Annotated in this window: 28 protein-coding genes; 9 read left to right on the top strand and 19 right to left on the bottom strand. The window is 45.5% G+C overall.

Going from position 1 to position 24348, the window contains the following annotated elements:
* Nucleotides 1-6: 6 nt before the first annotated feature.
* The 10 genes from nikC to fabL form a co-directional block, all read right to left on the bottom strand.
* Nucleotides 7-903 carry a nickel transporter permease gene (gene nikC / locus BVI01S_RS15340; RefSeq protein ID WP_034762597.1) on the bottom strand — a complete coding sequence of 299 codons (897 nt, stop codon included), beginning with the start codon at nucleotides 901-903 and terminating at the stop codon, nucleotides 7-9.
* Between the two features lie 27 nt (nucleotides 904-930).
* Entirely contained in the window at nucleotides 931-1935 is a 1005-nt protein-coding gene (locus BVI01S_RS15335) for an ABC transporter permease (protein ID WP_034762595.1), read from the bottom strand.
* 302 nt (nucleotides 1936-2237) lie between these two features.
* On the bottom strand, nucleotides 2238-3827 hold the full coding sequence (locus tag BVI01S_RS15330; RefSeq protein WP_156477347.1) for an ABC transporter substrate-binding protein: 1590 nt from the start codon (nucleotides 3825-3827) through the stop codon (nucleotides 2238-2240).
* Nucleotides 3828-3901: 74 nt separating this feature from the next.
* Nucleotides 3902-4867: an ABC transporter ATP-binding protein gene (locus BVI01S_RS15325; protein ID WP_061810824.1), complete on the bottom strand. Its 966-nt coding sequence runs from the start codon at nucleotides 4865-4867 to the stop codon at nucleotides 3902-3904.
* Nucleotides 4842-5858, bottom strand: a complete 1017-nt coding sequence (locus BVI01S_RS15320) for an ABC transporter ATP-binding protein (RefSeq protein ID WP_061810823.1) — start codon at nucleotides 5856-5858, stop codon at nucleotides 4842-4844. The genes BVI01S_RS15325 and BVI01S_RS15320 overlap by 26 nt, the downstream gene beginning before the upstream one ends.
* 306 nt (nucleotides 5859-6164) lie before the next feature.
* Nucleotides 6165-7913, bottom strand: a complete 1749-nt coding sequence (locus tag BVI01S_RS15315) for an ABC transporter ATP-binding protein (RefSeq protein ID WP_061810822.1) — start codon at nucleotides 7911-7913, stop codon at nucleotides 6165-6167.
* Nucleotides 7914-8082: 169 nt separating this feature from the next.
* Entirely contained in the window at nucleotides 8083-8613 is a 531-nt protein-coding gene (ntdP, locus tag BVI01S_RS15310) for a nucleoside tri-diphosphate phosphatase (RefSeq protein ID WP_034762875.1), read from the bottom strand.
* A gap of 183 nt (nucleotides 8614-8796) precedes the next feature.
* Nucleotides 8797-9060 carry a YgaB family protein gene (locus BVI01S_RS15305; protein WP_079531086.1) on the bottom strand — a complete coding sequence of 88 codons (264 nt, stop codon included), beginning with the start codon at nucleotides 9058-9060 and terminating at the stop codon, nucleotides 8797-8799.
* Nucleotides 9061-9313: 253 nt separating this feature from the next.
* Entirely contained in the window at nucleotides 9314-9520 is a 207-nt protein-coding gene (locus tag BVI01S_RS15300) for a gamma-type small acid-soluble spore protein (RefSeq protein ID WP_034762583.1), read from the bottom strand.
* A gap of 76 nt (nucleotides 9521-9596) precedes the next feature.
* Complete coding sequence (gene fabL / locus BVI01S_RS15295) at nucleotides 9597-10340, bottom strand: enoyl-[acyl-carrier-protein] reductase FabL (RefSeq protein WP_034762580.1); 744 nt, start codon at nucleotides 10338-10340, stop codon at nucleotides 9597-9599.
* 104 nt (nucleotides 10341-10444) lie between these two features.
* On the opposite strand from fabL, the gene yfhS reads away from it, so the two are divergent.
* Nucleotides 10445-10669: a mother cell protein YfhS gene (gene yfhS / locus BVI01S_RS15290; protein ID WP_034762579.1), complete on the top strand. Its 225-nt coding sequence runs from the start codon at nucleotides 10445-10447 to the stop codon at nucleotides 10667-10669.
* Between the two features lie 32 nt (nucleotides 10670-10701).
* On the opposite strand, the gene mutY is transcribed toward yfhS, so the two are convergent.
* Both mutY and BVI01S_RS15280 read right to left on the bottom strand, forming a co-directional pair.
* Nucleotides 10702-11808 (bottom strand): A/G-specific adenine glycosylase, encoded by a 1107-nt coding sequence (gene mutY / locus BVI01S_RS15285; RefSeq protein ID WP_156477346.1) that lies wholly within the window; start codon nucleotides 11806-11808, stop codon nucleotides 10702-10704.
* Nucleotides 11809-11857: 49 nt separating this feature from the next.
* Complete coding sequence (locus BVI01S_RS15280; protein ID WP_061810821.1) at nucleotides 11858-12166, bottom strand: hypothetical protein; 309 nt, start codon at nucleotides 12164-12166, stop codon at nucleotides 11858-11860.
* An 87-nt stretch (nucleotides 12167-12253) separates the two neighbouring features.
* Here BVI01S_RS15280 and BVI01S_RS15275 point away from each other — a divergent pair, with 87 nt between their 5' ends.
* The gene (locus BVI01S_RS15275; protein ID WP_061810820.1) at nucleotides 12254-13240 is read left to right on the top strand and encodes a metal-dependent hydrolase; all 987 of its coding nucleotides are present in this window, start codon (nucleotides 12254-12256) and stop codon (nucleotides 13238-13240) included.
* Nucleotides 13241-13282: 42 nt separating this feature from the next.
* On the opposite strand, the gene BVI01S_RS15270 is transcribed toward BVI01S_RS15275, so the two are convergent.
* Complete coding sequence (locus tag BVI01S_RS15270; RefSeq protein WP_034762572.1) at nucleotides 13283-13558, bottom strand: YfhJ family protein; 276 nt, start codon at nucleotides 13556-13558, stop codon at nucleotides 13283-13285.
* Nucleotides 13559-13709: 151 nt separating this feature from the next.
* Between BVI01S_RS15270 and BVI01S_RS15265 the strand changes: the two genes are divergently transcribed.
* Both BVI01S_RS15265 and BVI01S_RS22230 read left to right on the top strand, forming a co-directional pair.
* Nucleotides 13710-13874 (top strand): small, acid-soluble spore protein K, encoded by a 165-nt coding sequence (locus BVI01S_RS15265; protein ID WP_034762570.1) that lies wholly within the window; start codon nucleotides 13710-13712, stop codon nucleotides 13872-13874.
* Between the two features lie 31 nt (nucleotides 13875-13905).
* Nucleotides 13906-14064 carry a YpzG family protein gene (locus BVI01S_RS22230; protein ID WP_079531087.1) on the top strand — a complete coding sequence of 53 codons (159 nt, stop codon included), beginning with the start codon at nucleotides 13906-13908 and terminating at the stop codon, nucleotides 14062-14064.
* Nucleotides 14065-14101: 37 nt separating this feature from the next.
* On the opposite strand, the gene BVI01S_RS15260 is transcribed toward BVI01S_RS22230, so the two are convergent.
* The gene (locus tag BVI01S_RS15260) at nucleotides 14102-14428 is read right to left on the bottom strand and encodes a YfhH family protein (RefSeq protein WP_061810819.1); all 327 of its coding nucleotides are present in this window, start codon (nucleotides 14426-14428) and stop codon (nucleotides 14102-14104) included.
* Between the two features lie 352 nt (nucleotides 14429-14780).
* Between BVI01S_RS15260 and BVI01S_RS15255 the strand changes: the two genes are divergently transcribed.
* Complete coding sequence (locus tag BVI01S_RS15255; RefSeq protein WP_061810818.1) at nucleotides 14781-15452, top strand: SDR family NAD(P)-dependent oxidoreductase; 672 nt, start codon at nucleotides 14781-14783, stop codon at nucleotides 15450-15452.
* A gap of 41 nt (nucleotides 15453-15493) precedes the next feature.
* Here BVI01S_RS15255 and BVI01S_RS15250 read toward each other — a convergent pair whose 3' ends face one another.
* Both BVI01S_RS15250 and recX read right to left on the bottom strand, forming a co-directional pair.
* A complete protein-coding gene (locus BVI01S_RS15250) occupies nucleotides 15494-15907 on the bottom strand; it encodes a hypothetical protein (protein WP_061810817.1) in 414 nt (137 codons plus the stop codon).
* Nucleotides 15908-15947: 40 nt separating this feature from the next.
* Complete coding sequence (recX, locus tag BVI01S_RS15245; RefSeq protein WP_061810816.1) at nucleotides 15948-16754, bottom strand: recombination regulator RecX; 807 nt, start codon at nucleotides 16752-16754, stop codon at nucleotides 15948-15950.
* Nucleotides 16755-16845: 91 nt separating this feature from the next.
* Here recX and BVI01S_RS15240 point away from each other — a divergent pair, with 91 nt between their 5' ends.
* The 3 genes from BVI01S_RS15240 to BVI01S_RS15235 all read left to right on the top strand — a co-directional run bounded on the left by BVI01S_RS15240 (nucleotide 16846) and on the right by BVI01S_RS15235 (nucleotide 18235).
* Nucleotides 16846-17751, top strand: coding sequence for a TIGR01777 family oxidoreductase (locus BVI01S_RS15240; RefSeq protein WP_061810815.1), 906 nt, complete (start codon nucleotides 16846-16848; stop codon nucleotides 17749-17751).
* A gap of 71 nt (nucleotides 17752-17822) precedes the next feature.
* Nucleotides 17823-17948, top strand: coding sequence for a YfhE family protein (locus tag BVI01S_RS22225; RefSeq protein WP_079531092.1), 126 nt, complete (start codon nucleotides 17823-17825; stop codon nucleotides 17946-17948).
* Nucleotides 17949-18049: 101 nt separating this feature from the next.
* Nucleotides 18050-18235: a YfhD family protein gene (locus BVI01S_RS15235; RefSeq protein ID WP_061810814.1), complete on the top strand. Its 186-nt coding sequence runs from the start codon at nucleotides 18050-18052 to the stop codon at nucleotides 18233-18235.
* A 94-nt stretch (nucleotides 18236-18329) separates the two neighbouring features.
* Here the strand turns inward: BVI01S_RS15235 and BVI01S_RS15230 are convergent, their stop codons facing one another.
* Nucleotides 18330-18830 carry a DoxX family protein gene (locus tag BVI01S_RS15230; RefSeq protein ID WP_061810813.1) on the bottom strand — a complete coding sequence of 167 codons (501 nt, stop codon included), beginning with the start codon at nucleotides 18828-18830 and terminating at the stop codon, nucleotides 18330-18332.
* Between the two features lie 333 nt (nucleotides 18831-19163).
* On the opposite strand from BVI01S_RS15230, the gene BVI01S_RS15225 reads away from it, so the two are divergent.
* Nucleotides 19164-20789, top strand: a complete 1626-nt coding sequence (locus BVI01S_RS15225; protein ID WP_244886946.1) for an ABC1 kinase family protein — start codon at nucleotides 19164-19166, stop codon at nucleotides 20787-20789.
* 83 nt (nucleotides 20790-20872) lie between these two features.
* On the opposite strand, the gene cphA is transcribed toward BVI01S_RS15225, so the two are convergent.
* Together cphA and BVI01S_RS15215 are read right to left on the bottom strand one after the other, a co-directional pair.
* Nucleotides 20873-23503: a cyanophycin synthetase gene (gene cphA, locus BVI01S_RS15220; RefSeq protein ID WP_061810811.1), complete on the bottom strand. Its 2631-nt coding sequence runs from the start codon at nucleotides 23501-23503 to the stop codon at nucleotides 20873-20875.
* Between the two features lie 15 nt (nucleotides 23504-23518).
* Nucleotides 23519-24313, bottom strand: a complete 795-nt coding sequence (locus BVI01S_RS15215; protein ID WP_061810810.1) for a cyanophycinase — start codon at nucleotides 24311-24313, stop codon at nucleotides 23519-23521.
* Nucleotides 24314-24348: the final 35 nt, after the last annotated feature.

The raw sequence follows: 24348 nt of genomic DNA, 5'->3' as shown, positions 1-24348 counted from the left end.
TTTTTTTTAGTTTTTCATTTTTGGATCCAGTGCATCCCGGAGTCCATCCCCCATCAAGTTGAAGCCTAATACAGTCAGCATGATGGCAAGTCCCGGGAAGATCATCGTCCAAGGGGCCTGAAGCATATACTGTCTTGCATCGGACAGCATTTTCCCCCATTCAGGTTCAGGTGCCTGGGCTCCAAGTCCAAGGAAACCAAGTGCTGCCGCTTCAATGATGGCAGTCGCAATGGCTAGTGTTCCCTGCACGATGATCGGTGCCATACTATTCGGCAGTACATGACTGAAGAGAATCCTGAAGTCGCTCATCCCGATTGCTTTTGCAGCCATGACATACTCTTCCTGCTTCACACTCAGTACCCGTGAACGGATGAGTCGACCGAAATTCGGTATATTGATGATGGCAATGGCAATCAATGCATTTCGGAGTGACGGCCCAAGTGCTGCCACAACAGCGATGGCGAGCAGGATGCTTGGAAAGGCAAGCATGATGTCAAAAATACGGGAAATGATCGTATCGACCCATCTGCCATAATAACCCGCTACGATCCCCAGTAAACTTCCGATCACGGAAGAACCGATGACGGCGAAGAAACCGACCCATAACGAGATACGCGCACCATGGATGATACGTGATAAAATATCCCGTCCAAAGTCATCCGTTCCCAACCAATGTTCTGAGGACGGTGCCTGCAATCGTTTGGATAGATCCTGCTCATTGATCCCCTGAGGGGCAATGAGTGGTGCTGCAATCGCCAGGATGACAAAGAAAAGGACGATACAAAATCCGACTAAAGCAATTTTATTCTTTGTGAAGCTTTTCCAGGCTTCCTTCCAGGGAGAAACCGTTTCTTCTTCCAGGGAAGGATGAAGCTCCTTTTGCGGTTCTGCTAATTCTGCCATGAGAGTTCACCTCTTTCTTCATTGATGTTAGTTGTATTTAATACGCGGATCGACAGCCGCATACAGTAAGTCGACAATCAAGTTAATCGTGACAAAGATCGTGGCGACAACCAATATCCCGGATTGAACGACTGGGTAATCACGGTAACCGATCGCTTCGTAAATATAACGTCCGATTCCCGGCCAGCCGAAGATGGTCTCGGTCAAGATCGCACCACCGAGGAGAAGACCCATCTGTAAACCAATGACGGTCAGCACCGGGATGATGGCATTTTTCAAAGAATGCTTGTACACGACCCAGAACATTTTCAATCCCTTGGCACGGGCTGTGCGAATATAATCCGAACGCATAACTTCCAACATACTTGAGCGTGTCATCCGGGCAATGATGGCCATCGGGATGGTCGCTAAGGCAATCCCCGGCAGAATGATGTGCTTCAATACGTCACCAAGCTGATCGAAACGGCCCTGCATGATTGTATCGAGAATATAGAAGTTGGTTATTGAATCCACGGGATTCCGTATATTCTCCCTTCCTGTTGTAGGCAGGATGTCAAGCTGGATACCGAATGTCCATTGCTCCATCAGTCCCAACCAGAAGATCGGCATGGAAACACCGATAAGAGCCAGGATCATGGCCGTATAGTCGAACCAGGAGTTTTGGAACCATGCACTGATGATCCCTGCATTCACACCTATGACAATTGCGATGATGATGGCCACGATGGCAAGCTCAGCTGTAGCTGCCAGATAAGGCCAGATTTCGGTTGAAACTTCCGTCTTCGTTCGAAGGGAGCTCCCTAAATCCCCGGTCAATAACCCTTTTAAGTAATCGATGTATTGGATATACCAGGCATTGTCGAGACCGAGCTGATCCCTTAATGCTGCAACGGCTTCCTTCGTAGCCTGCTGCCCCAGTATCACCTGAGCGGGATCTCCCGGAATGGCACGGATGATCGAAAAAACGATAAGAGTCATCCCGAGTAATACGGGAATGAGCTGCAGTAGTCGACGAATGGTGTATTGGAACATTTTGTTCACCTCTCTGAGTGGAGATTCTGATTAACAAGTATAAATTTAATAAAATGGCATTGTAGATATCATTATTTCATTGCTCGGAAATGCTTGTCGGGACTGAACAGTCGGCTCCGCTTTTCTATCTGTCCAGCTGCGGGGCTTAGAGGCTCGAGGTCATAAGTCCAGTCCACCAAAAAGGCAAAAAGCACCTTTCCGGTGGACTGGACTTATGCTTGTCGCCTCTGAGCAAAGCCCCTCCGCTTTTCTATGTACAAAGGGGAGAAATCTGCGATGTCTCCCCTTTGGTTTGTTGCTTATTACTCCATGTCTACAGCGCCTAACCAGTCGGAACCGGTTGGATGCGGCTTGAAGTTTTTAAGTGCTGCGCTTCCTGCAAGCAGTGGTGTAGAGTGAGCAAGTGGTACCCACGGAGCATCCTCATGGATGATTTCCTGGGCTTTCTTGTACAGCTCTTCACGTTTTCCAGGATCTACTTCTGTTTGGGCATCGATCAGGATTTTGTGTACCTCATCGTTTTTGTAGTAAGAGTAGTTGTTGCTTCCGATGTTGTCTTGGTCAAGTAAAACATATAGGAAGTTATCAGCGTCTCCATTATCCCCGGTCCAGCCGAGTAAGAATGCATCCGCTTCTCCGTTTTTCGCTTTTTCAAGGTAAGTAGCCCACTCGTATGAAACGATTTTTGCTTCGATTCCTACTTCAGCTAGATCCGCTTGAATTGCTTCTGCTACTTTTTGGCCATCCGGCATGTATGGACGTGGTACTGGCATTGCCCATAGTTCCATTTTGAAGCCATCTTTCTTACCTGCTTCAGCAAGAAGTTCTTTCGCTTTTTCAGGGTTGTACTCATAAGGCTCGATATCATCATTGTATCCGCCGATTACCGGAGGCATCGGGTTTTTCGCCATTTCCGCTTTTCCTTCGAAGAATGCATCAATGATCTCCTGCTTGTTGATGGCATAGTTGATCGCCTGACGTACTTTAGGATCATTGAAAGGTTCGCGAGTTGATGTTAATCCTAAGTATCCAACGTTCATGGATGGACGTTCGAATAATTGCAGGTTGTCATCGCCTTCGACTTTACTTGCATCACTTGGGTTTACACCATCAGCAAGATCGATTTCACCTGAAATCAGCGCATTCAGACGGGCTGAGTTTTCAGGGATCGATTTGAATACGACTTGATCTAATTTTGGTAGATCTTTATTCCAGTAGTCTTCGTTTTTCTCGATGACGATTTTGTCATTACGCTTCCACTCAACAAATTTGAAAGGACCAGTCCCCGCATCTGTCGGCGCTTCAGCAAGCTTGTCACCAAGTTCATCAATTGCTTTCGGGCTTACGATCGCAAATGGGCTCATGGCAATGTTTTTCAAGAATGGTGCTTGAGGACGCTTTAATACGAATTCGACCGTCATGTCGTCAGCCGCTTTCACTTCTTTGATCACGTGACCTTCCTCACCTTTAAAACCGCCAAACATAGAACCGTAGTAAGGGAATTGATCTGCATTCCCGTTCATCCAGCGTTCGAAGTTTTTCACAACGGCATCTGCATTGAAATCTGTGCCGTCCTGGAATTTCACTCCCTCACGCAGCATGAATTTGTAGTTCAACCCATCATCGGATACTTCCCACTTTTCAGCTAATCCCGGATTTACTTCTGTATCCTGCTCTCCGAATTTAACAAGTGTTTCGAAGATGTTTTTCGTTACTTTAAATGATTCCCCGTCCGTTACTGTTCCCGGATCAAGAGCGACAGAGTCTCCCCCGCGACCGAAGATCAATACTTTGGGATCTCCATTATCTCCACTGTTGCCGCCGTCACCTGAAGATTTTTCATCTCCTCCACATCCGTAAAGCGCGGATGATACGAGCAGGATGAGCAGCATTAAAATTGACCAGCTTTTTTTCCTCAACTAAATCCCCTCCTGAATAATGTTTATATACTTATGAGACTTGTCTTCTAGTAAAGATGACAAGCTACATAATGCCCTGGTTGGTGTTCCTTGAATTCCGGCACTTTCTGTTTGCAGATGTCCGTTGCATGCGGGCACCTGGTATGGAATGTGCAACCGCTAGGTGGATTGGACGGACTCGGGATGTCCCCCTGTAAGAGAATGGTTTCCCTTTTGAAATCCGGATCCGGTACGGGTACCGCCGACAGGAGCGCCTGGGTATATGGATGAAGAGGCTTTTCATAGAGATTCTCACTGTCGCTCAGCTCCACCATTTTCCCGAGATACATCACGCCCACACGGTCGCTTATATGTCTGACTACACCGAGATCATGCGCGATGAAGATATAGGTGAGTCCGAATTCTTTTTGTAGATCCTGCATCAGATTCAATACCTGGGACTGAATGGATACGTCCAGGGCCGACACAGGCTCATCGGCTATGATGAGTTTCGGCTTCGTCATGAGCGCCCTGGCAATCCCGATCCTCTGCCTTTGTCCTCCACTGAATTGATGCGGATAACGTTTAGCATGATAGCTGCTTAAGCCGACGATGTTGAGGAGTTCATGAACCCTTTCTTTTCTTTCCTTGGCAGAACCCATTCCATGAACCTTGAGTGGTTCTTCGAGAATCTTTTCTACTGTATGTCTGGGATTCAAGGATGCAAAAGGATCCTGAAAGACCATTTGCATCTCCCGGCGAATCTTCCTCATGTCCGAGTTTGATAGACTTGTAAGCTCACGGTCTTCAAATGTCACTTTGCCTTCGGATGGGTCGATGAGTCTCATGAGCATCCTGCCCGTCGTCGACTTCCCACATCCACTTTCCCCTACGATTCCAAGGGTTTCTCCTTTATTGACGGTAAAAGAAACCCCGTCCACCGCTTTAACAGAACTGACGGGTCGTCCAAGGATCCCCCCTGTTATCGGGAAATGTTTCTTAAGATTCTCAACCTTTAGCAACGGTTCCGTCATAAACTCCCTCCTCCGCTTCATCGAACAGGAAGCATCGTGTGCAATGTCCTTGTGATGTTTCATATAATTCCGGTGTTTCCACTAAACAGCGATCGAATGCTGCATCACAGCGGGCTGCAAATCGACAGCCTGTCTTGATCGATCCCGGCTTTGGAACATTCCCCTGGATCGAATGCAGTCGCTGCTGCTTGATGCGCATGTCGGGTACAGATTGTATCAGGCCTTTCGTGTAAGGATGCTGAGGGTTCTTGAAGATTTCTTCAACAGTGCCCTCTTCCACCACCTTGCCTGAGTACATGACAACGACCCGTTCACATGTTTCTGCCACAACCCCTAAATCATGTGTGATCAGGAGGACAGCTGTGTTCAGTTCCTTATTTAACCGCTTCATCAATTTTAAAATTTGGGCCTGGATCGTCACGTCCAATGCCGTTGTAGGTTCGTCTGCTATCAGGACGCGGGGATCGCACACCATCGCCATGGCGATCATGACCCTTTGTCTCATCCCTCCGGATAATTGGTGAGGGTATTCCTTGATTAATTCCTCAGATCTCGGCAAGCCGACCATTTTCATGATGTCGACGGCCTTTTCCCTTGCCTGTTTCTTTCCTACTTTTGTATGTATGCGTATTGCTTCGATTAATTGATCTCCTATGGTAAAGACGGGGTTCAACGATGTCATCGGTTCCTGGAAAATCATCGCTATGTCATTGCCCCGGATATCTCTCATCCGCTTCTCGGAAGCCTGTGTCAGGTCTTCATCTTTATAAAGGATTTTTCCGCCGACGATTTTCCCTGGCGGCTTTGGTACGAGACCCATGATGGATAGGGAGGTAACACTTTTCCCGCATCCACTTTCCCCGACAATCCCGAGCACCTCCCCTTCGTTCACATGAAAACTGACTCCATCGACTGCAGGAACTTCTCCATCATCCGTAAAAAAGGAGGTCCTTAAATCTTCCACTTTCAGTAAAGGACGCTGTTCGCTCATTCAAATCCTCCTCTTCAAAACTATCTCTCTTTTCTTAATTGTGTTTATTTTCTAAATTTTATATGTCTCTTATTATACAAGATGTTACAAATGTTGCAATCCATTTTCAGAATTTTTCTGCAAGAAGTCGATATTCCCATTTCCATTCAATATATGTCCAATTAACCCTTTCATTCCTTCCATATAAAGTTATTTAGCACTACTTTATTCACGACACACCTGAAATAAGTTTGATATGTTTTTTGAAAACACAAAAAAAGTCATGACATTTATCACAGGAATCGTGATATGTCATGACTTTCACTCTTATTGGTCAAGTTGTTGCACTTGGAAGAGCTTGTAGTAGTGACCTTGCTTCTTCATTAAATCTTCGTGTGTCCCCATTTCGACAACTTCCCCATGCTCCATGTGGATGATCCGGTCCGCGTGAGTGATCGTGGAGAGTCGATGGGCCACGATAAAGGTCGTCCGGTCTTTTGCCAGGACTTCAAGGGATTCCTGGATGAGGTGTTCGCTTTCTAAATCAAGGGCAGAAGTCGCTTCATCCAAGATGAGGATCGGCGGATTCTTCAGGAATACCCTTGCAATCGCCACCCTTTGCTTCTGACCGCCTGACAGCTTCACGCCACGCTCCCCTACGCGGGTATCGTAGCCTTGAGGCAATTTCATGATGAAGTCATGGGCATTCGCCGCTTTCGCCGCCTCGATGACCTCTTCATCCGTCGCTTCGGGATTACCGAACTTAATATTCATCTTGACGGACTCACTGAAGAGAATATTATCCTGCAGTACCATGCCGATGTTGTCCCGTAAAGATCTGACCTGGAACCTCCTGATGTCCGTGCCGTCTAAAAGGATCTCCCCTTCGGTTACATCATAGAAGCGGGGTATCAGACTGACGAAGGATGATTTCCCCCCGCCGCTCATACCGACCAGCGCAACGGTTTCCCCCGTCTTAATATCCAGGTTGAGGTTCCGGAGCACTCTCTCTTCATCCGATTCATAACGGAAAGAGACATTGTTAAACTTTATATCCCCCTGTACATTTTCACACGGAACAGCGCCCGGCTCATCATCTATATCATATTTTTCATCCATGAATTCAAAGACACGATCCATGGAAGCAATCGATTGAGTCAGTGTTGTAGATGAGTTCACCAGTCGTCTGAGCGGGCCATACAGGCGGTCGATATATGCAATGAAGGCAGCCATCGTACCAATGGTAAGATCTCCATTGATCACTTGCAGCCCGGCATAACCAATGATGATCAATGGTGAGATATCCGTGATCGTATTGACGACCGCAAATGCCTTCGCATTCCAGCTTGTCTGCTTTAAAGCCTTCGTCAGGAAATTATGATTTTGATCCTGGAATTGCTTCTGTTCATAATCTTCAACAGCAAAGCTCTTGATGACAGCCATCCCCTGGACCCGTTCATGCAGATGGCTTTGAACCTCTGCAAGCGCCTGGGAGCGATCTCTCGTCAACCCCCTGAGCCTTCCGAAGAAATAGCGGACAGAGAAGGCGTAGAATGGAAAAGCGATGAGCGACACAAGGGTGAGCGATACATCCATCGTGAACATGATGGACAAGGCAATCACAATGGTGGCCGCATCCAGCCAAAGATTCATCAGCCCGGTGATGACGAAGTTCTTCGTCTGCTCCACATCATTGATGACCCTTGAAATGACTTCCCCCGCCCTTGTATTCGAATAGTATTTAAAGCTGAGCCGCTGAATATGCGAGAAAAGATAATCCCTCAAATCATACAGGATCTTGTTGCCAGTCCACTGTGCAAAGTACTGCCTGTAATACTCCACTGGCGGTCGCACGAGAAGGAACAGGACGAGCATGATTCCCATGATCATGAGCAGCTGACTTGTCTTTTCATCGGCTGTTAGTCCTTTAGCCCCGACGATATCATCAATGACATATTTGATTAATACGGGGATCAATAAAGGGATGGTGAATTTAATGATGCCTATGATTAATGTACCTATGATCTGCCACTTATAAGGTTTGACAAACTGAAGGTACCGTTTGATACTGTCCAAGTGATTACTCCTTTCTAAGGTGTATGCGTTTAGTTTACCCCAATAAAAAGGGGTGACCCTGTACGGAAAGAAGCACTGCAGCTCATCCTGATCTCATGATCGATCAGGAGAAGGTTGCTTCTTACCGGGTCAGCCCTTTTACACCTATACAACTTTCCTAAAAATCATTTTACCCTCTGTGCGTCAAGTATCGCTCGTACCAAATATCGATAAAGTCCGGGGCGAATGGCCCTTTTCTCTGTCTGATCCAGCGGACAAGCTTGTCGACATTCCGCTTAAGGATGTGATCAATCACATCCGGGTAACCGTAAAGCTTTCGATGAGCTTCATACTCATCTTCATCAAGCAATGTATATGTCATGTCGGGAAACACTTTGATATCCAAGTCGTAATCGATATACTTGATCGCCTCATGATCATATACAAATGGTGAGCTTAAATTACAATAATAATAAATACCGTCCTCACGAATCATACAAATAATGTTAAACCATAGCTCAGAATGGAAATAGCAGATGGCCGGCTCTCGTGTCATCCATGTCCTTCCGTCTGACTCCGTCACCATTGTCCGGTCATTTCCACCGATGATCTGATTGGTCGTCCCTTTCAGGACCGTCGTCTCATTCCAGATGCGGTGAATGTTTCCATCATGCTTGAAGCTATGTATTTGTACAGATTTTCCTTCAGTGGGAACCGCCATCGTATCCCCTTCTTTCATTTCAGAATTACCTTTATATATGCTTGTCTATTTTATCATTATAACGTTTCCTCAGAAAATTTAAAACAAAAGGGCTATCCTTAAAGAAAATATCCTTTAAGAATGGCCCGAATTTGATCTTTACTGGGGTCTAATATAGAAATGGCAGCGGTACTCCTCCTGATTTTATGATGGGACTCCGCTTTGTTCCTTTTGATAGGAACGGATCACTTCATCGGTCTGCTCTTGGAAGGTTTTCTGAATTTCCCTGAGATCCTTCTTCTTCCTAAGGATTTCCTTCTGTATCGATTCTGCCTTTGTCATCTCCTGAAGCTCGATCAATTCTTCCTCCAACGCCTGGCAACGCTCTATCTCGGACTGAAGATATAACAACTTATCCATTGTACCCAGCTGTACCGAAACCAACTCATTAAATCGCTGCTGCAACACTTCGACCAACTCCTCTAAACAAGCTCTCCTAACACATTCTCCCTTCCCATCACAAACCCTTTGACTTTTTCTGTCATAATCGTGAAAGTTTTGTCGATGGAGGGACGGACCTCCATTTTTAGAGGTTATATGGAGTAGAAGTGTTGTTAGATAAAACTTTGTATGATTATGAGTGTTGGTTTGGAAGGTCCGTCCCTCCAAAATGAAAAAGCACCCATCGAAATGGGTGCTTTTTCTGTCAAGAACAATGGGATTATTGTTGTTGACCGTATTTTCCAGAAGCTTTCGCTTTGTTAGCTTCTGCTTGTTGGTTTTGTTGCTTTACGTGTTGAGCTGCTGTCGTTTCAGAAGCGAACTCAGTACCGTATTGTTGTTGCTGAGCTTGACCAGCTTGAGCGTTTTGTTGTTTCACGTGTTGAACGCTTGTACCAGATTGAGTTTTGTTTGGTTGTTTTGCCATTGTAATCACCTCCACGCTTATTAAGATAACCAAGCGTGGATTTCACTATTCGATTTTTTTCAGGAAAAACGTTCCATTAAACAAGGAGGGAACGACCACCGTCCACAATGATGGTTTGACCCCTGATCATGGAAGAATCATCTGAAACGAGGAACATGACTGATTTCACAAGATCGTCGATTTCGACCATCCGTCCTGCCGGCGTTTTGCTGCGGGCATCCTCAAGAAGTTCTTCACGGTTAGGGAAGTGTTTGAGTGCATCCGTGTCGATTGCGCCGCCTGATACGGCATTTACGATAATGTCACGTGGTGCAAGCTCAACGGCAAGATAGCGCGTCAATGCTTCCACGGCAGCTTTTGAAACCCCTACCGTTGTGTAATTATCCAGGTAACGGATGGATCCCAAAGAGCTGATGCTCACAATGCGTCCGCCCTTGTCCATTAATTTTGCTGCTTCCTGTGCACAGAATAACAGAGCTTTACTGTTAATATTCATCGTCCAGTCCCAGTGAGACTCTTCAAGCTCCATGACAGGGCGTAATACTCCTGAAGCCGCGTTGCTTACCAATACATCCAACCGGCCGAACTCTTCTTTGATCTGTTCGAACATGGATTTGATTTTATCGACATCCCCGACATTCGCACGGACCACAAATGCTTTTCGTCCCAGTTTTTCAACTTGTTCAGCCGTTTCAAGGGCACCTTTTTTACTGCGGGCGTAATTGACGACGATATCGTACCCTTTTTCTGCAAGCTGGATGGCGATTTCCCTTCCAAGACCGCGGCTGCTTCCTGTTACTAATGCTACTTTTTGACTCATATTACTTCATCCTTTCAATTTCATTTTCCAATTGGTCCAAAGCATAAAGCGACCCTGAACACACAAACTAATAAGAACATATCAGTTAAATGGAGGAATGAGTTATGTATGTAGGCAGAGATATGACCGAGCTTTCCATGATACCAAAAGATGAATGGAAGAAAAGCGAGCTTGCTTTCTTTCACCATTCACTACAACAAATAGTACCTTATTTGAATGCAGAAGGACAATCGATTCATCGGGAAATTGTCGAAGAAATCGAAAACCGCGGTGGATTGAAGCGCGGCGAAGCCGATTATACCCATGGCACGAAGATAAGTTACGACTGAAATAAAGGAGCAGCGGGACCCGCTGCTCCTTACTATTTCTGGAGTATCCCTGCTCCTGTTTCCTGCCAGATTTTTTGGTGTGATACAGGAAAAGCATACTTTTCCATTTCCAATGGAGTAACAGCAATCAGTTCGCTACCTTCTAACGTCTTGCTGTTTACAAATCCCACATACACCTCGATATCCCAAACAATGTGAGAGAAGATATGCTGGATCTTTGTCACAACTCCGGCCTTTAAAGAACAATCCACTCCATACTCCTCTTCCATGAGTTGGAGCAATTGCTTCCTTCCGCTGCTTGCATTTCCTACTTCAAAATTAGGGAATTCCCATAAATTAGCGAGCAGGCCCTTCCCGGGGCGTTTATGGATCAAAACCCGATCATCTTCTGTGAACAGGACCGCTGCCGCCATATTAAGCTTGCGGGCCGATTTTTTCTTCGATTTAATGGGGAGTTCAGTCTGAACACCTTCTTCAAAAGCCTGGCAGTGCTCACGTACGGGGCAAAGCAGACAGGATGGGGATGTCGGTGTACAGATCAGGGCACCAAGTTCCATCAATGCCTGGTTGAAAAAGGAAGGGTTTTCTCTTGAAATCAGCTCCCTCACTGCTTCTTCAAACACTTTTCTGGATGAAGGCTTGGCGATATCAAGCCATATGGACAAAATACGTGAAAATACCCTCATCACATTTCCGTCCACTGCAGGCTCAGGTTTGCTGTAAGCAATACTTAAAATCGCTCCCGCCGTGTATGGACCGACCCCTTTTAAAGAAGAAATTTCTTTCGGCGTATCCGGAACGACTCCTTCATACTTTTCATTCACTTCTTTCACAGCTGTTTGCAGATTCCTGACTCTCGAATAATAACCGAGGCCTTCCCACGCTTTCAGCACATCCTCTTCATCTGCAGAGGCCAGGGCAGCTATTGAAGGAAATTTTTCGATGAATCGGTTAAAATAAGGTATGACCGTATCCACCCTCGTTTGCTGAAGCATGATCTCTGACACCCAAACTTTATATGGGTCTTGATCCTTCCTCCACGGCAAATCGCGTTGTTCTCTTGAAAACCATGAAATCAAATCATTCTGAAATTCCTCACGGTTTATGGTCTGTAAGTGTTTCAGTGGCTCTTCTATCAATTTTGTACCTCCAGGATGTTAATTGTTGCATTGAATAGGGAATAAATAATTAGTACTCTGTTTTTAAACAGACAAGCTTTATTTCTTGTAACCCACCACAAATACATTCGTCCAATAATCCAAATAATAAATGACGACGGGACATCCGTAAACGTTTTAACGCATGGAAATGGGATTCTGTCGGAACCACAAAGGTTTCGATATAGCGATTCGAATCATCTTCAGCCTTCTCCCAATGGAAGTTGAGAGCATCATAATGTGGTAATGTCTCTGCGATATCGGTCATAATTTGCTTATATCGAGGGTTTGAATTCTGCTTGATTTCATATTCCAAATGTATGTGCAAAGTGTTTTTCATTGAAATAATCTCCTTTTAACCATATCATGTTCACCAATGAAACGTCATAAACAAATCTTAGAAATGCGAGCCAAGGGAGGACTTTTTTTGGATACAGGCACTCATATCGTCATGGGCTTCGCACTCGGCGGATTGGCTACTTTAGATCCCGTCGTAGCTGAAAGCGCAGCCACTTCTCAAAGTGTGTTGGTCGCAGCCGTGATCGGCTCTCAAATTCCTGACATCGATACCGTATTGAAATTGCGCAATAATGCGGTTTATATTCGTCACCACCGGGGGGCCACCCACAGTATTCCTGCGGTCGTTCTCTGGCCGCTCTTAATTGTTGCTTGTCATTATCCGTTTTTTCCAGGTGCTGATTTGCTTCATCTATGGATTTGGACATTTGTGGCCGTATTCCTCCATGTATTTGTCGACATTTTCAACGCGTATGGAACCCAGGCCATCAGGCCGATCTCGTCGAAATGGGTCGCTTTAGGGGTCATTAACACGTTTGATGCGATCATATTCGCCATACATGTAGTCGGCTTGATACTGTGGGGTCTTGGTTTTCCACCGGGAAAAACCTTTTTGGTCATGTACATTGTCATTTTTGCTTACTATGTATTGAGATTTCAGGTTCAAAAAGCCGTGAAAAATGCGGTGAAGCGAAGAATCCCCCAGGCTGAAAAGATCATCGTTTCACCGACGATCCGATTTTTCCAGTGGCGCCTGGCGATCGTTACGAAGGAGCATTATTATGTGGCACGGGCATTCAGGCGATCGATTACGATCTTTGATAAATTCCAACGCGTGGAACTACCTGACAGTCCGATCATCAACGCTGCCAGGAAAGATAAAAATCTGGCAGCCTTCCTCTCCTTTTCCCCGGTTTACCGATGGGAAGTGGATGAGTACGATGACCATTATGAAGTCCGCTTCATCGATCTGCGATATCGAAATAACGGACACTACCCATTCGTCGCCCTGGTGCAGCTCGATAAAGACCTGAACATCGTCAGCTCCTACACAGGATGGGTATTCAGCGAAGAAAAACTCCGCTCAAAAGTGGACATCGACATTTTAATTGATTAAAGCAGTGAGGGACGGACCTTAAAAGGTCCGTCCCTCTTCACTTTAATGTACTAAATCATCATCTTCTTTATCGTCGATCAGGTGTTTGTATTTCGGGTTTTGTGCGGCGAATTCATGGATTTGCTCACCGTATGTATTGACCCATTGTCGAACGACTTTCTCCGTCACTGCTTTCCCTTTGTAATCGTAACCTGCTTTTGCGTATGTCGCTTCGAAATCTTCCCATACGAGTTCAATCCAGGTCCTCGCTTTTTCATAAGAAAGCTTATTATTTTTTTCAATTAACAATTGTGTTAATTCGTGGAATGTAGACTCCATTTTGTCTCCTCCTTTTCCAAATATTTAGTTTGTACTTTTATGATAATGTCGATCATTTCACCCATACTAAAGGTACGTGGTTAAGCTTAGTTGTGAATCTTTGCTTCTTCACGGTATAAGTCAGTACATTTCACCTTTTAGGAGGCACATTATGCGAAATAAATCGACAGGGTTCCCCAACATGAACAACAATAAATTTGAAGGTGAACCGAGAGCAAAGGCGGAATATGCATCTAAAAGGGCTAACGGCACCATCAACACCCATCCTCAAGAACGCATGAAATCTTCTGGACAAAGAGATCACGACTCACTTTAATACAGTGAAATTTGATTAGGGGGTAGTCACGATGGGAAACATGAAAAACAACTTCTACCGAAATAAGTACAGCAGTCCATTTAACAAGGCATTCTACAATCCGAAGCATGCCCATTCTCAGGCAAATGGACAAACCACACAAACTCAAGACTTAATCATTCTGGAGAACCAGACACGTAAGCGTTCCTAGATCTTCCGAGGTCCGTCCCTCTTGACGGACCTCTTCATTATTTCTTTTCCCCGGCTAAAAGGGAAATGGGCAAAGCTTCTTCTTTCCCGTCTCCGCCCAATCGGTATCCCCAGGCGAAAACTCCATTCAGATAGTCCACTTTAAAATAAGTGCCCGGATCTCCTTCAATTCCATAAATCCCACCAGGCTTATAAGCATCTGGATCCATGAGATAAGCCTGCGCCATAAGGGCCTTTCGCTCCAATACGGCAAACTCATTCACAATTCCCAACTGCTCTGCTTTCCTTGCCTTCTCCTTCAACGAAGCAATCTCCTGCTTCAACTCATGCTCCGTCATCTCACTATATCTTCTCTCTTGTTCCATTCCTCATCACCTCTACTAATAGTAGTATAGAGAAAATGATACAATAAGAAAAGCGCAAGCGGCTGGTCAGACCCGACAAGCATAAGACAGGATGGCTGAAAAGGCGTTCTTTGCCTTTTTGGCCATCACGGCTTATGACCTCGAGGGGCTAGCCGCTGGAGCTGGACAATAAGAAAAGCGGAGGGGCTTTGCCCAGAGGCGACAAGCATAAGGCAAGTCCACCGGAAAGGCGCTCTTTGCCTTTTTGGTGGGCTGGACTTATGACCTCGAGCCTCTAAGCCCCGGACCTGGACAATAAGAAAAGCGGAGACGACTGGTCAGGCCCGACAAGCATAAGAAAGGATGATTAAACATGAAGACAGCCATCATCACAGGTGGAGGCTCAGGCCTCGGGAAAGAATTGGGGAAACTCCTTAGCCAGCAAGGATATCATATCCTCCTGCTTGGTCGAACAGAAGACCGTCTAAAAGAAGCAGGAACCGAAATTGAACATATAGGCGGACAAGTCTCATATGCCACGTTGGATATACGCTCCAATCACGACATTCACCAATTCTGCAGGGATCACCTTAATGATCGTAAGGTTGAATTACTCATACATAACGCAGGCGTAGGCTATTTCGGCCCTTTCGAGGAGTCAAGTGACGATGCATTAATCAGTATGTTTGAAACCAATGCCCTTGGGCCCATCCGGTTAACGAAGGCACTGCTGCCTAAATTGGAGCAGGAGAGCACCATCATCAATATCATTTCTACAGCCGGTCTCAGAGGAAAGAAAAACGAGTCTTTGTATGTAGCGAGCAAGTTCGCCCTAAGAGGGTTCGGCGAAAGCCTTCAAAAGGAATACGAAGCCACGGACCTACGCATCGTGAATGCTTATATGGGTGGAATGGATACTCCATTCTGGGAAAACAGTGACCATATCAGTGACCCGTCAAGACTCCGCTCTCCTAAAGAAGTAGCGGAGACGATCGTAAATGAATTTCAGGAAAAAGATGAAATCGTCATCGAATCAAAAAAATAAACAGCAAAAGGCAGCCATCGATGATCGAAGGCTGCCTGGATTTAAGGAGCAAACGGGAAAAACATAAAGGCCACAAAAAATAATAGCATAGGAACTAAAAACAATGCGAATACATCAATGACCACGACAAAGGCGATCCATACCCAGCGGATGCCATCCTTTCGTTTTAAAAATGGCTGAATCATCCTGATATTGACCAGGATCAAGAAGATTGCCACTCCCAGAAGGAAGAATGGAACAACCCATTTCCCCATATCCTCAGCAAACCCCTGGTTGAACCACTCCTGCCTGCCCAATGAAAAGTAGTCCGTTTGCACTTTTATAATCAATTCACCGATGAGAAATAAGAGGGCGGTGCCTATCACTATTCCTCCAGTGTAAAGCTTGAATTTTCTCCCTGTCCCAATAATAAGAGGCAGGGTAACAACAACAAACAGGATCGCGGCTATCTCCACTGAACTCTCCCTTTCCCCATCCTTTTAGTAATGAAAAAAATCACTCTTCGTTTTCTTTTAATTCTTCCAACAGCCTTTCAATGTCTTCCATTGAAAACCCTTTTCGATACAACGTTTGCTTCATTTTCTGTACATACTCATATCCATCGTATTTTGAACTGAGTTTTCTGTGAGCCTTCAACCCCTGATGATAAACCGCATCCCATCTCTCATCATCATCCCGTTCGGATTCGACCGTTTCCCAGACGATTTTCATGACTGAGCCAGGATACCCTTTCCTCATCATGTTTTGTTCAATCTTTTGCTTGGCAATCATCTTGGAATCTTTCCGATACTTATGAAGGAGCTTTTCTGTCAGGGCGACCGCTTTATCTACCTGCTTTTCTAGTGTGAAAGCGGCCAGGGCTTCTTCAATATGGGAATCCCCCACGCCCTTTCTTCTCAATTCCCCCCGGATCCAAGTCGGCCCCTTATCAGCCGTATTCATTTGGGTCCCGACAAACGCGTGGGCGAATTCTAAATCATTGATGTATTTAATCTCATTTAATTTATGAATGACTTCCTGGATGATCCCTTCCTCCGGGTCCCCTTCCTGCAAGTGATCACGGATTTCCTTTTCCGTTCTCATCCGGTAGGCCAGATACTGTATGGCTTTATTAAATGCCTTTTTAACATCGTCTTCATATTGAAGCTCCGAAATCTCAAGCTCATCCACCTCGAGCCCTTTTCTGAGCTGAAACTTGGCAAGAACCGCTTCATCGACACTGAAAGAATATTTTCCATCTATAAATAAATTGTAACGCTCATCGTTCTTTACTTGCTTCGTTATTTTCGTAATCTTACCCATATTTTCCACCTCCTCTTAATCCTAACACATTCAACATATGTTTTTTATTCTGAAGATAGGTAAAATAATAAGTATAACTGGAGGGATGATGATGAAGATTGCCATAACAGGTGGAACAGGTTTTGTCGGCCAGGCTCTGACTGAGGAACTTCTCAAACACCAACATGAAGTGATGATCCTGACCCGAAATCCGGATAAATACGATGCTCGGCCAGGTGTGACGTATGTGAAATGGCTCTCCGATGGGGCAAGACCCGAAGAGGAGCTCGAAGGAATTCACTCCTTCATTAATCTTGCGGGAGAATCCATCAATAGCGGAAGATGGACCGAAGAACGCAAGAAACGGATCATCAACAGCCGGATCAACTCAACCCGAGAAGTCATCAATATTATAAAAGCATTGAAAGACAAGCCTGCCTCCCTTATCAATGCAAGCGCAATCGGCTATTACCCTTCTTCCAAGACGAATACGTATACGGAAGCCTCAACCGAGACAGCTGACAATTTCCTTGGGGAAACCGTTCAAATATGGGAAAAGGAAGCAGCCAAAGCCACACAAATCGGCATACGGGTAGCCTATACACGATTCGGCATCATTCTCGGCAAGGGGGAAGGCGCCCTTCCAAGGATTGCCCTTCCCTATAAAATGTTTGTCGGGGGCACTGTCGGTTCTGGGGAGCAGTGGATGTCATGGGTTCACATCAACGATATCGCGAGAGCCGTGCATTTTGTAGCCGAAACAGAGGGGATTGCAGGACCTGTTAATGTCACCGCTCCTTCTCCCGTCACTATGAAAGAATTCGGAAAGACACTCGGGACGGTCCTTGGCAGGCCCCACTGGATACCGGTCCCTTCCCTTGCTTTAAAAGTGGCGATGGGTGAAATGAGCGCACTCGTACTGGAAGGACAGAGAGTCTTACCGGCTGTCCTCTCAGAACACGGTTTTCAATTTCAATATCCGGAATTGAAAAGTGCCCTCATTGATATTTATCAGTAAGTCACAGGTATGTCCCTTCCTTTTCACGGCAAAAATAGAATTAATCTTGAAAAGAAGGGATGTACATAGAAATGGATAATAAGAAAAAGAAAGACAAAAACAAGTCGGTTCTATCAAGTGCTCAGGAAGTCACGTACTCAAGGGAGTTCAAAGCAGCAGATCGTGCAGGCGGTTTCAGTTCCAAAGCTCACAGATAGACAATTATTACCTAACTAAAAGCCCTTACTTTGAAGAAAGATAAAGGTACAGGTCCCAAAGGATCCTGTACCTTTATTTTTAACCAAAGGGGATGTTGATATTGGGAATATCACGCGGCCATAGTAAAAGAGGAAATAAAAACAGCCTGCCACAAACACCCGCTCAGCTCAAATCTGACGGTGTTGATGAAGAGTTCTCATCAGAACTTGCCGACCAGGCAGATATGGAAGCACAAGCCCGGGCAAACGCTGCAAACCAGCGTGCACGGGTGAAGAAAAACCAATAGCGAATCCCGTTCGTTAAAAAGTCGGGTTTGAGGAATTCAGCTTTAAAAGAGCCCCACGCTGTGACAGCATGGGGCTCTTTCATATCCAAAACGTTCACACTATAATCGGCTTCTTGTGCCTTCTGTCATGGTGAGTGATCATCTGTTTCATGTAGGGAATCATCCAATGGTCGACTCCCCAATAGTAGGCACCCTTACCTGTAAAAAGGAGGATGATGGCCGCAGTGTAAAGGATGGGGTTCGTGCTGACAGTCCCTGCCAATAAGAAATTCAAGTTCATAAATGCACCTGCGAGAAGAGCCGGAATGGTCATGAATCCAATAATCAAACCTGCCCCTACCAACATTTCTCCCCAAGGAATCAAGACATTGAATAGTTCTACGTTCGGCAAAGCAAATCCTTTCAAGAATTCTGCATACCAGCCTTGTACGGCTGGATGATCTCCTGTCGCATTAGCCACAGCCCCCTGCAAAAAGCCCCTTGCATCAAATCCATCATTCACCTTATGCCACCCAGCTTCAAGCCACTGAACTCCCAACCAAATCCTCAACACTGTCCAAATCGCGCTCACTTTTTGATTTTCCCACCATCTCATGATGGTTCATCTCCTTTTGGATGCATTTTTTGTGAAACTATTCACAAATATAATTACGTTAAGACGACCTACTGTGATTTATATCGTGCTATTGTGAAATGTTTCACATATTCTTTACACTCTTACTATACCTCTTCTTACCTCTTAATACAATAGGCTTTCTCGCATGTCACAAAGGTGTCAAAACTTTAAAAATGATCGCATTATCAAATAGGGATTCAAGATCAAGATTCCGCCACTCTCCTTTAATATCTGATCTTACTAAAACAGAAACTTTCTAATTTCCCATACGTATTACATAATAGAGATAGATATCCGTTTACGGGGGATGAAATGATGAAGTCAGAGAACAAGCTTTGGAGAATGTGGAAGGTATTATCACTCGCCTTATCCATAGTGGTCAGGGTCTACTGGTACCGGCTGCGGGGTAAGTCCCAATGGGAAAAAGAAAAGCTTTGGGAACAAATCGGAAAAGAGTTCAAAGAAACCCTTTTTGAACTGAATGGCGTATTGATCAAAGTTGGACAACTGTTGAGTATCCGGGAGGACCTGCTTCCGAAAGGGTTCATCAATCAAATTCAGGACTTGGTTGACCATGTACCTCCTTCCCCTTGGGAAAAGATTGAATCGGTTCTTGAAAGGGAATGGGGCGGACCCGTTTCTTCCATGGTACTGAACATTGATCAAGAAGCCATCGCCTCGGCTTCCATCGGGGAAGTGTACAAAGCGACATTGCTTGATGGCACCCAAGCGGCCATCAAGGTGCAGCGACCGGAGATCCCTTCACTTGTGAAGACTGATTTCCGGACATTGTCTATCATCATCTGGTTTGCCCGGCATTTTGCTCCCATGCCGAAGGGGTTCATTAATTTTAAAATGCTATATAAAGAATTGAAGCAGGTCATTGAGCAGGAGCTCGACTTTTCCAAAGAAATGAGTACCGCCATCTCTTTTAAACAGAGGTTTAAAGGTCATGCCAATGTGAAAATCCCGACGATGTATCCTGAACTCTGTACAGATAAAGTATTGGTGATGGAATGGGTCGATGGGGTTCGATTGAATGATAGAAAAGCGATTGGTTTGTATGGTCTGAATGGCCAGAAGCTTGCACAGGAACTATTCCGTCTCTTCCTCCCTCAGTGGCTCGAGCCCGGAATCTTCCATGCCGATCCCCATGCCGGAAACATACTGCTACAGTCTGATGGTACTTTCGTTTTATTGGATTACGGGATGATCGGGGAAATTTCCAAAAGGGATTCAGCCCATTTCCAAAATCTCCTCGAAGGGGTTCTTTTAAAGAATTTCCGGAAAGCTTCAGAGGCTCTTGCCGAATTGGGGTTCCTGCTTCCAGACGCCAGTCCGAAGACGATTGAGCCTGTGCTAAAGGAATTTGTCACTCTGGATATGGAGCAGTTTAAACAGATGGATCTGATATCGGTAAAGAAGGAAATCAACGAAATGGTGAAATCACTTCCTGTGCAGGTTCCGACCCGCTTTATCTTTTTAGGGCGATCCTTCGCCACGATCGAAGGACTTGTCCACACATTGAGCCCGGATGAAGAAACCCTTGATGTAGTCAAGCCTGCCTTTATGGATTGGGTGAAGGATGGGAACACAAACAAATGGGAGCTTCTTATGAAATGGGTCAGCGCCCAACCCCTTTTTCAGACCGTTCAAAAAGTACGGCAGTTATTGGATATACCGGAAAAGGCGCTGGAACAACAGGAACATCATCAGCTAAACGAATTTCAATTTAAGATATTCGAGGGTCAAAAGAAGCAGGCTTATGTCATTATACTGGCAGGCTGCCTCGGCGGATTTTCAGGACTGGCGTTTGATATGGAGGTCGTCTGGAAAGGAAGCTTTGCCCTGGCAGGATTCGGTGTCGCAGGGTATTGGATGATTGCCACAAGGCAAAGAAACTGGTTAAAGAAATTGAAAAATGGGCAACTGTATTAAGAGTTGGTTCCCAGTTAAATAAAAAGCTCAGAGCAGCCTCTGAGCTTTTTCCTATTTAATCCGTGTGTAGTAGAACTTCATCCCTATTCAGCCCTCTGAAATTCACTCCTTGATACTGAACTCTTCATCACAGAATCCATAAAGGTTTGAATCGATGCGTAGTCGTCATACAGAAACAGTAAAGTGTCACCAGGCTGTGACATCTCCCACGCCATGAACAAAGCATGGATTTCCTCCGGCTGCACATGAATCGTTGGATGTCCTTTGGATTCATCCACCCCTCTGGTCAGCAAATGGATGGTTTCTCCCGGGGTCCTTCCCCTTAAATTCAGATCTTCCTTAATAATGAAGATATCAGAATGCTTTCCAAAAATCCTTCCCATTTCCTGAATCGTTTCATCTTTCCGATCTCCCGCAGCTGAGCCAACTGTGATGACCCTTCCATCCTTCAGATAGGCAATGGTATCGTATAATGCCCTTAAGCCTGCCGGATTATGGGCGTAGTCCACAATGATGGTCCTTCCTTGTACGATTTGAACATTGAATCGTCCACGATTCTGATTTTCAGTCGGCAGAAAACTGATCACCTTGCTTCGAAGTTCGGAGAGTGGGCGTCCTAAAGAATGTGCGGCGGCAAGAGAACCAAGCACATTCAAGACATTATACCTGGCAGCACCATTGATGGTGATGGGAATATGGGAGACCGGCAAAAATCGTTCCGTTTTCCCCTCACAGGTATGCATGATCCATCCTTCATCCATGTACCAAGCCTCATTCCCATTTTCAATATGCTCCTGTATCACTGGATTTGAAAGAGATAATGAGAAATAGACAATCTTTCCATACGTTTGAGTGGCCATTTGGACACATCGCGGGTCATCCGCATTCAATACGCACGATCCTCCTGGTAAAACCACTTCGGCTACTGTCTGCTTCAGCTTTGTTAAATCCTCCAGCGTATCTATACCATTCAATCCCAGATGATCTTCACTGATATTGGTAACGATGGCCACATCACAGTGCCTGAAAGCGAGACCTTCCCTCAGCATGCCGCCTCTGGCCGTTTCAAGTACAGCAACGTCTACACCAGGGTGGGAGAGGACTTTCCTGGCGCTTTTTGGACCGCTGCAATCGCCTTCATCGATTTGTTGTTCGGCGATCCAAATGCCGTCAGAGCAAGTAAAGCCGACGGTTACATCCTCCTTTTGTAATAAGTGGGAGACCAACCGGCAAGTCGTTGTCTTACCGTTCGTTCCTGTCACAGCGACTATCGGGATGGCCGCTTCCTCGCGATTTTCGAATAAATAGTCAACGATTGCTCCCCCGACGTCCCGGCTTTTTCCTTCTGAAGGATAATGGTGCATCCTGATCCCAGGCGCAGCATTCACTTCAAGGATGGCAGCTGCTCCCTTTTCGAATGGGACGGTTACATCTGTTGAAAGGATATCGATTCCGGCAATGTCCAGACCGATGGCAACCGCAGCTCCTTCTGCCATCTTGCGGTAATGAGGATGAACATCATCCGTCACGTCAATGGCTGAACCACCGGTTGAAAGGTTCGCATTCCCCAGTACTTCAAGACTTTGTCCCATTTTAAGGACCGTATCCAGGGAGTGTCCCTCCTTCTCCAAATGTACAACGGTTCGTTCATCCAGGGGAATTCTGCTCATGGCTTTCTCATGACCTTCTCCACGCAAAGGATTTTTGTTTTCGCTTTCAATTAATTCCTTGATTGTTTTTCTCCCGTCACCTATTACCGTTGGAGGCTGGCGAAGACTTGCTGCAATGAGTTCATTATTCACGACAAGGAATCGGTAGTCCTTTCCTTTATAGTAACGTTCAATGATATAGTCAGTCCCTTCACTGTATACACAGCGGAAGGCCGTTAACAGATCAAGTTCATTCTGGATATCCGTCACGATATTTTGTCCCTGGCGTCCATTGACAGGTTTGATTACGAGTGGGAATCCGATCTTTCCTGCTGACTGAAGAAGCTCGTATTCATTTGAAACTACATCCCCCTCAGGAACTGGCAGACCTGCACTCTTCAATAACATTTTCGTCGCATCTTTATCACAGGAGTCCTCTACAGCTAGATAAGAGGATTGACTTGAAATGGTCGCCTGTACGAATTTTTGTTTCTTACCTGTCCCGAGCCTTAAATGGCTGTTTGTTCCCGTTCTTTCGACTGGTATCTTCCGGGCTTTGGCAGCTTGAAAGATGGCCTCGGTACTCGGCCCCATTTTATGCAGATGATATAGATCGGAAGTTTCTGATATGTAAGGCTCGGCACTGACCTCTTTATGTTCGAGGATGGCTTCTACGATTTCCATCGCTGCTGTAAACGCATAATATCCGGACTTCTTCTCCACATAATCGTATGTCACGAAATAAATTCCTTTCCGTTCGCTCGTGATCGTTTTGCCGCGTTTTACAGTGATTCCCGCCAGATGCTGGATTTCGAGTGCAATATGTTCAAGGATGTGGCCCATCCACGTCCCTTCATGCAAGCGTTCCACAAATCCCCCTGCATACCCCCTTGAACAGGTGTGTGTGAACAGGGATGGCATGACCTTCAGCAATGTGTCGGTAAACCCTTCCAATCGATTGGAGGGCTTCTCTTCGAACTCCTCTATGTCGAGCTCAATGCAGATCGTCGGCTTGAAGCTGTATAAGTTAGGACCGGATAAGTAGTTGACGCGATTGATTTTCATTTAATTGTTCTCTCCTTAAGATATAATTAATTCCCTTTTGTTTAAATCAAAGATCGCGCCCTCACCCAGTGTGTGAAAACGAATATCTGATATGGTCATGTTCTCTTTATTTTCAGCAACATCTATATAGGAAGACGTTTTCCCATCGAAAATGCTCACATTGAATTCACCGATCACTTCAAATTGATTCCGTTCACTGTTGACCCAAATCGCTGTATTTTCATCGATCCCCACCCCGATGATTTGAGGATTCAATGCAATCGCCCTCATAAGCCTTGAAAATCGATCACGCTGGGAAAAGTGCTGATCTATAATGACGTCTTCGAGGAAACCGAAGCCAGATCCCATTTCGAGGATCGAGACATCCTGTTTTTTTGAGATTTTGGATGAAATGATCATCAGCCTGCTCATGACGGCAGCCCCGGCACTGGTCCCGCCTATGACTAGACCTTCCTTCCATTCCCTTATACAGTGTTTATAGAAGGTTGTCCCCCCCAACAGGCTCGTGAGTCTGAGTTGATCTCCGCCTGTCATGAATAACCCCGACAGGGAAGAAAGCTGCTCGATCAATTCAGGATCATCCGCTTTCTCACGGGAATCCAGATGGAGCAATAGCGGCTTTGTTCCATGAAGCGTCTGAAACAAGCTTGCGTATTCATTTCCTACCTCTTCCGGATAAGCTGTAGCAGTCGTAACGATCCCAATCGGACCTTGTCTATTTTGACATAATGAAGCGAACTTCGATAAGATGACCTTCTCATCCGTTTTATCCTCGTTGCCCCCAATGATCAGCAAATCACCTTTTGCCATCCTCCATCAACCTCTTCGCTCTCATTTAATTTCCA

This window comes from Rossellomorea vietnamensis NBRC 101237 (assembly GCF_001591825.1).
Lineage (GTDB): Bacteria > Bacillota > Bacilli > Bacillales > Bacillaceae_B > Rossellomorea > Rossellomorea vietnamensis.
The sequence above is the reverse complement of the archived record's forward strand: the minus strand, read 5'-3'. Positions and strand labels throughout refer to the sequence as shown.

What these genes read in the sequence shown, in the direction of transcription:
- BVI01S_RS15320 (WP_061810823.1), bottom strand. Translation starts at nt 5,858, where the DNA reads ATGAGCGAACAGCGTCCTTTACTGAAAGTGGAAGATTTAAGGACCTCC.
- yfhS (WP_034762579.1), top strand. Translation starts at nt 10,445, where the DNA reads ATGTATGTAGGCAGAGATATGACCGAGCTTTCCATGATACCAAAAGAT.
- BVI01S_RS22230 (WP_079531087.1), top strand. Translation starts at nt 13,906, where the DNA reads ATGGGAAACATGAAAAACAACTTCTACCGAAATAAGTACAGCAGTCCA.
- BVI01S_RS15240 (WP_061810815.1), top strand. Translation starts at nt 16,846, where the DNA reads ATGAAGATTGCCATAACAGGTGGAACAGGTTTTGTCGGCCAGGCTCTG.
- recX (WP_061810816.1), bottom strand. Translation starts at nt 16,754, where the DNA reads ATGGGTAAGATTACGAAAATAACGAAGCAAGTAAAGAACGATGAGCGT.
- ntdP (WP_034762875.1), bottom strand. Translation starts at nt 8,613, where the DNA reads ATGGCGGTTCCCACTGAAGGAAAATCTGTACAAATACATAGCTTCAAG.
- BVI01S_RS15260 (WP_061810819.1), bottom strand. Translation starts at nt 14,428, where the DNA reads ATGGAACAAGAGAGAAGATATAGTGAGATGACGGAGCATGAGTTGAAG.
- fabL (WP_034762580.1), bottom strand. Translation starts at nt 10,340, where the DNA reads ATGAGTCAAAAAGTAGCATTAGTAACAGGAAGCAGCCGCGGTCTTGGA.
- BVI01S_RS15255 (WP_061810818.1), top strand. Translation starts at nt 14,781, where the DNA reads ATGAAGACAGCCATCATCACAGGTGGAGGCTCAGGCCTCGGGAAAGAA.
- BVI01S_RS22225 (WP_079531092.1), top strand. Translation starts at nt 17,823, where the DNA reads ATGGATAATAAGAAAAAGAAAGACAAAAACAAGTCGGTTCTATCAAGT.
- BVI01S_RS15330 (WP_156477347.1), bottom strand. Translation starts at nt 3,827, where the DNA reads ATGCTGCTCATCCTGCTCGTATCATCCGCGCTTTACGGATGTGGAGGA.
- BVI01S_RS15335 (WP_034762595.1), bottom strand. Translation starts at nt 1,935, where the DNA reads ATGTTCCAATACACCATTCGTCGACTACTGCAGCTCATTCCCGTATTA.
- BVI01S_RS15280 (WP_061810821.1), bottom strand. Translation starts at nt 12,166, where the DNA reads ATGAAAAACACTTTGCACATACATTTGGAATATGAAATCAAGCAGAAT.
- BVI01S_RS15225 (WP_244886946.1), top strand. Translation starts at nt 19,164, where the DNA reads ATGATGAAGTCAGAGAACAAGCTTTGGAGAATGTGGAAGGTATTATCA.
- nikC (WP_034762597.1), bottom strand. Translation starts at nt 903, where the DNA reads ATGGCAGAATTAGCAGAACCGCAAAAGGAGCTTCATCCTTCCCTGGAA.
- BVI01S_RS15230 (WP_061810813.1), bottom strand. Translation starts at nt 18,830, where the DNA reads ATGAGATGGTGGGAAAATCAAAAAGTGAGCGCGATTTGGACAGTGTTG.
- BVI01S_RS15265 (WP_034762570.1), top strand. Translation starts at nt 13,710, where the DNA reads ATGCGAAATAAATCGACAGGGTTCCCCAACATGAACAACAATAAATTT.
- cphA (WP_061810811.1), bottom strand. Translation starts at nt 23,503, where the DNA reads ATGAAAATCAATCGCGTCAACTACTTATCCGGTCCTAACTTATACAGC.
- BVI01S_RS15300 (WP_034762583.1), bottom strand. Translation starts at nt 9,520, where the DNA reads ATGGCAAAACAACCAAACAAAACTCAATCTGGTACAAGCGTTCAACAC.
- BVI01S_RS15270 (WP_034762572.1), bottom strand. Translation starts at nt 13,558, where the DNA reads ATGGAGTCTACATTCCACGAATTAACACAATTGTTAATTGAAAAAAAT.
- BVI01S_RS15215 (WP_061810810.1), bottom strand. Translation starts at nt 24,313, where the DNA reads ATGGCAAAAGGTGATTTGCTGATCATTGGGGGCAACGAGGATAAAACG.
- BVI01S_RS15325 (WP_061810824.1), bottom strand. Translation starts at nt 4,867, where the DNA reads ATGACGGAACCGTTGCTAAAGGTTGAGAATCTTAAGAAACATTTCCCG.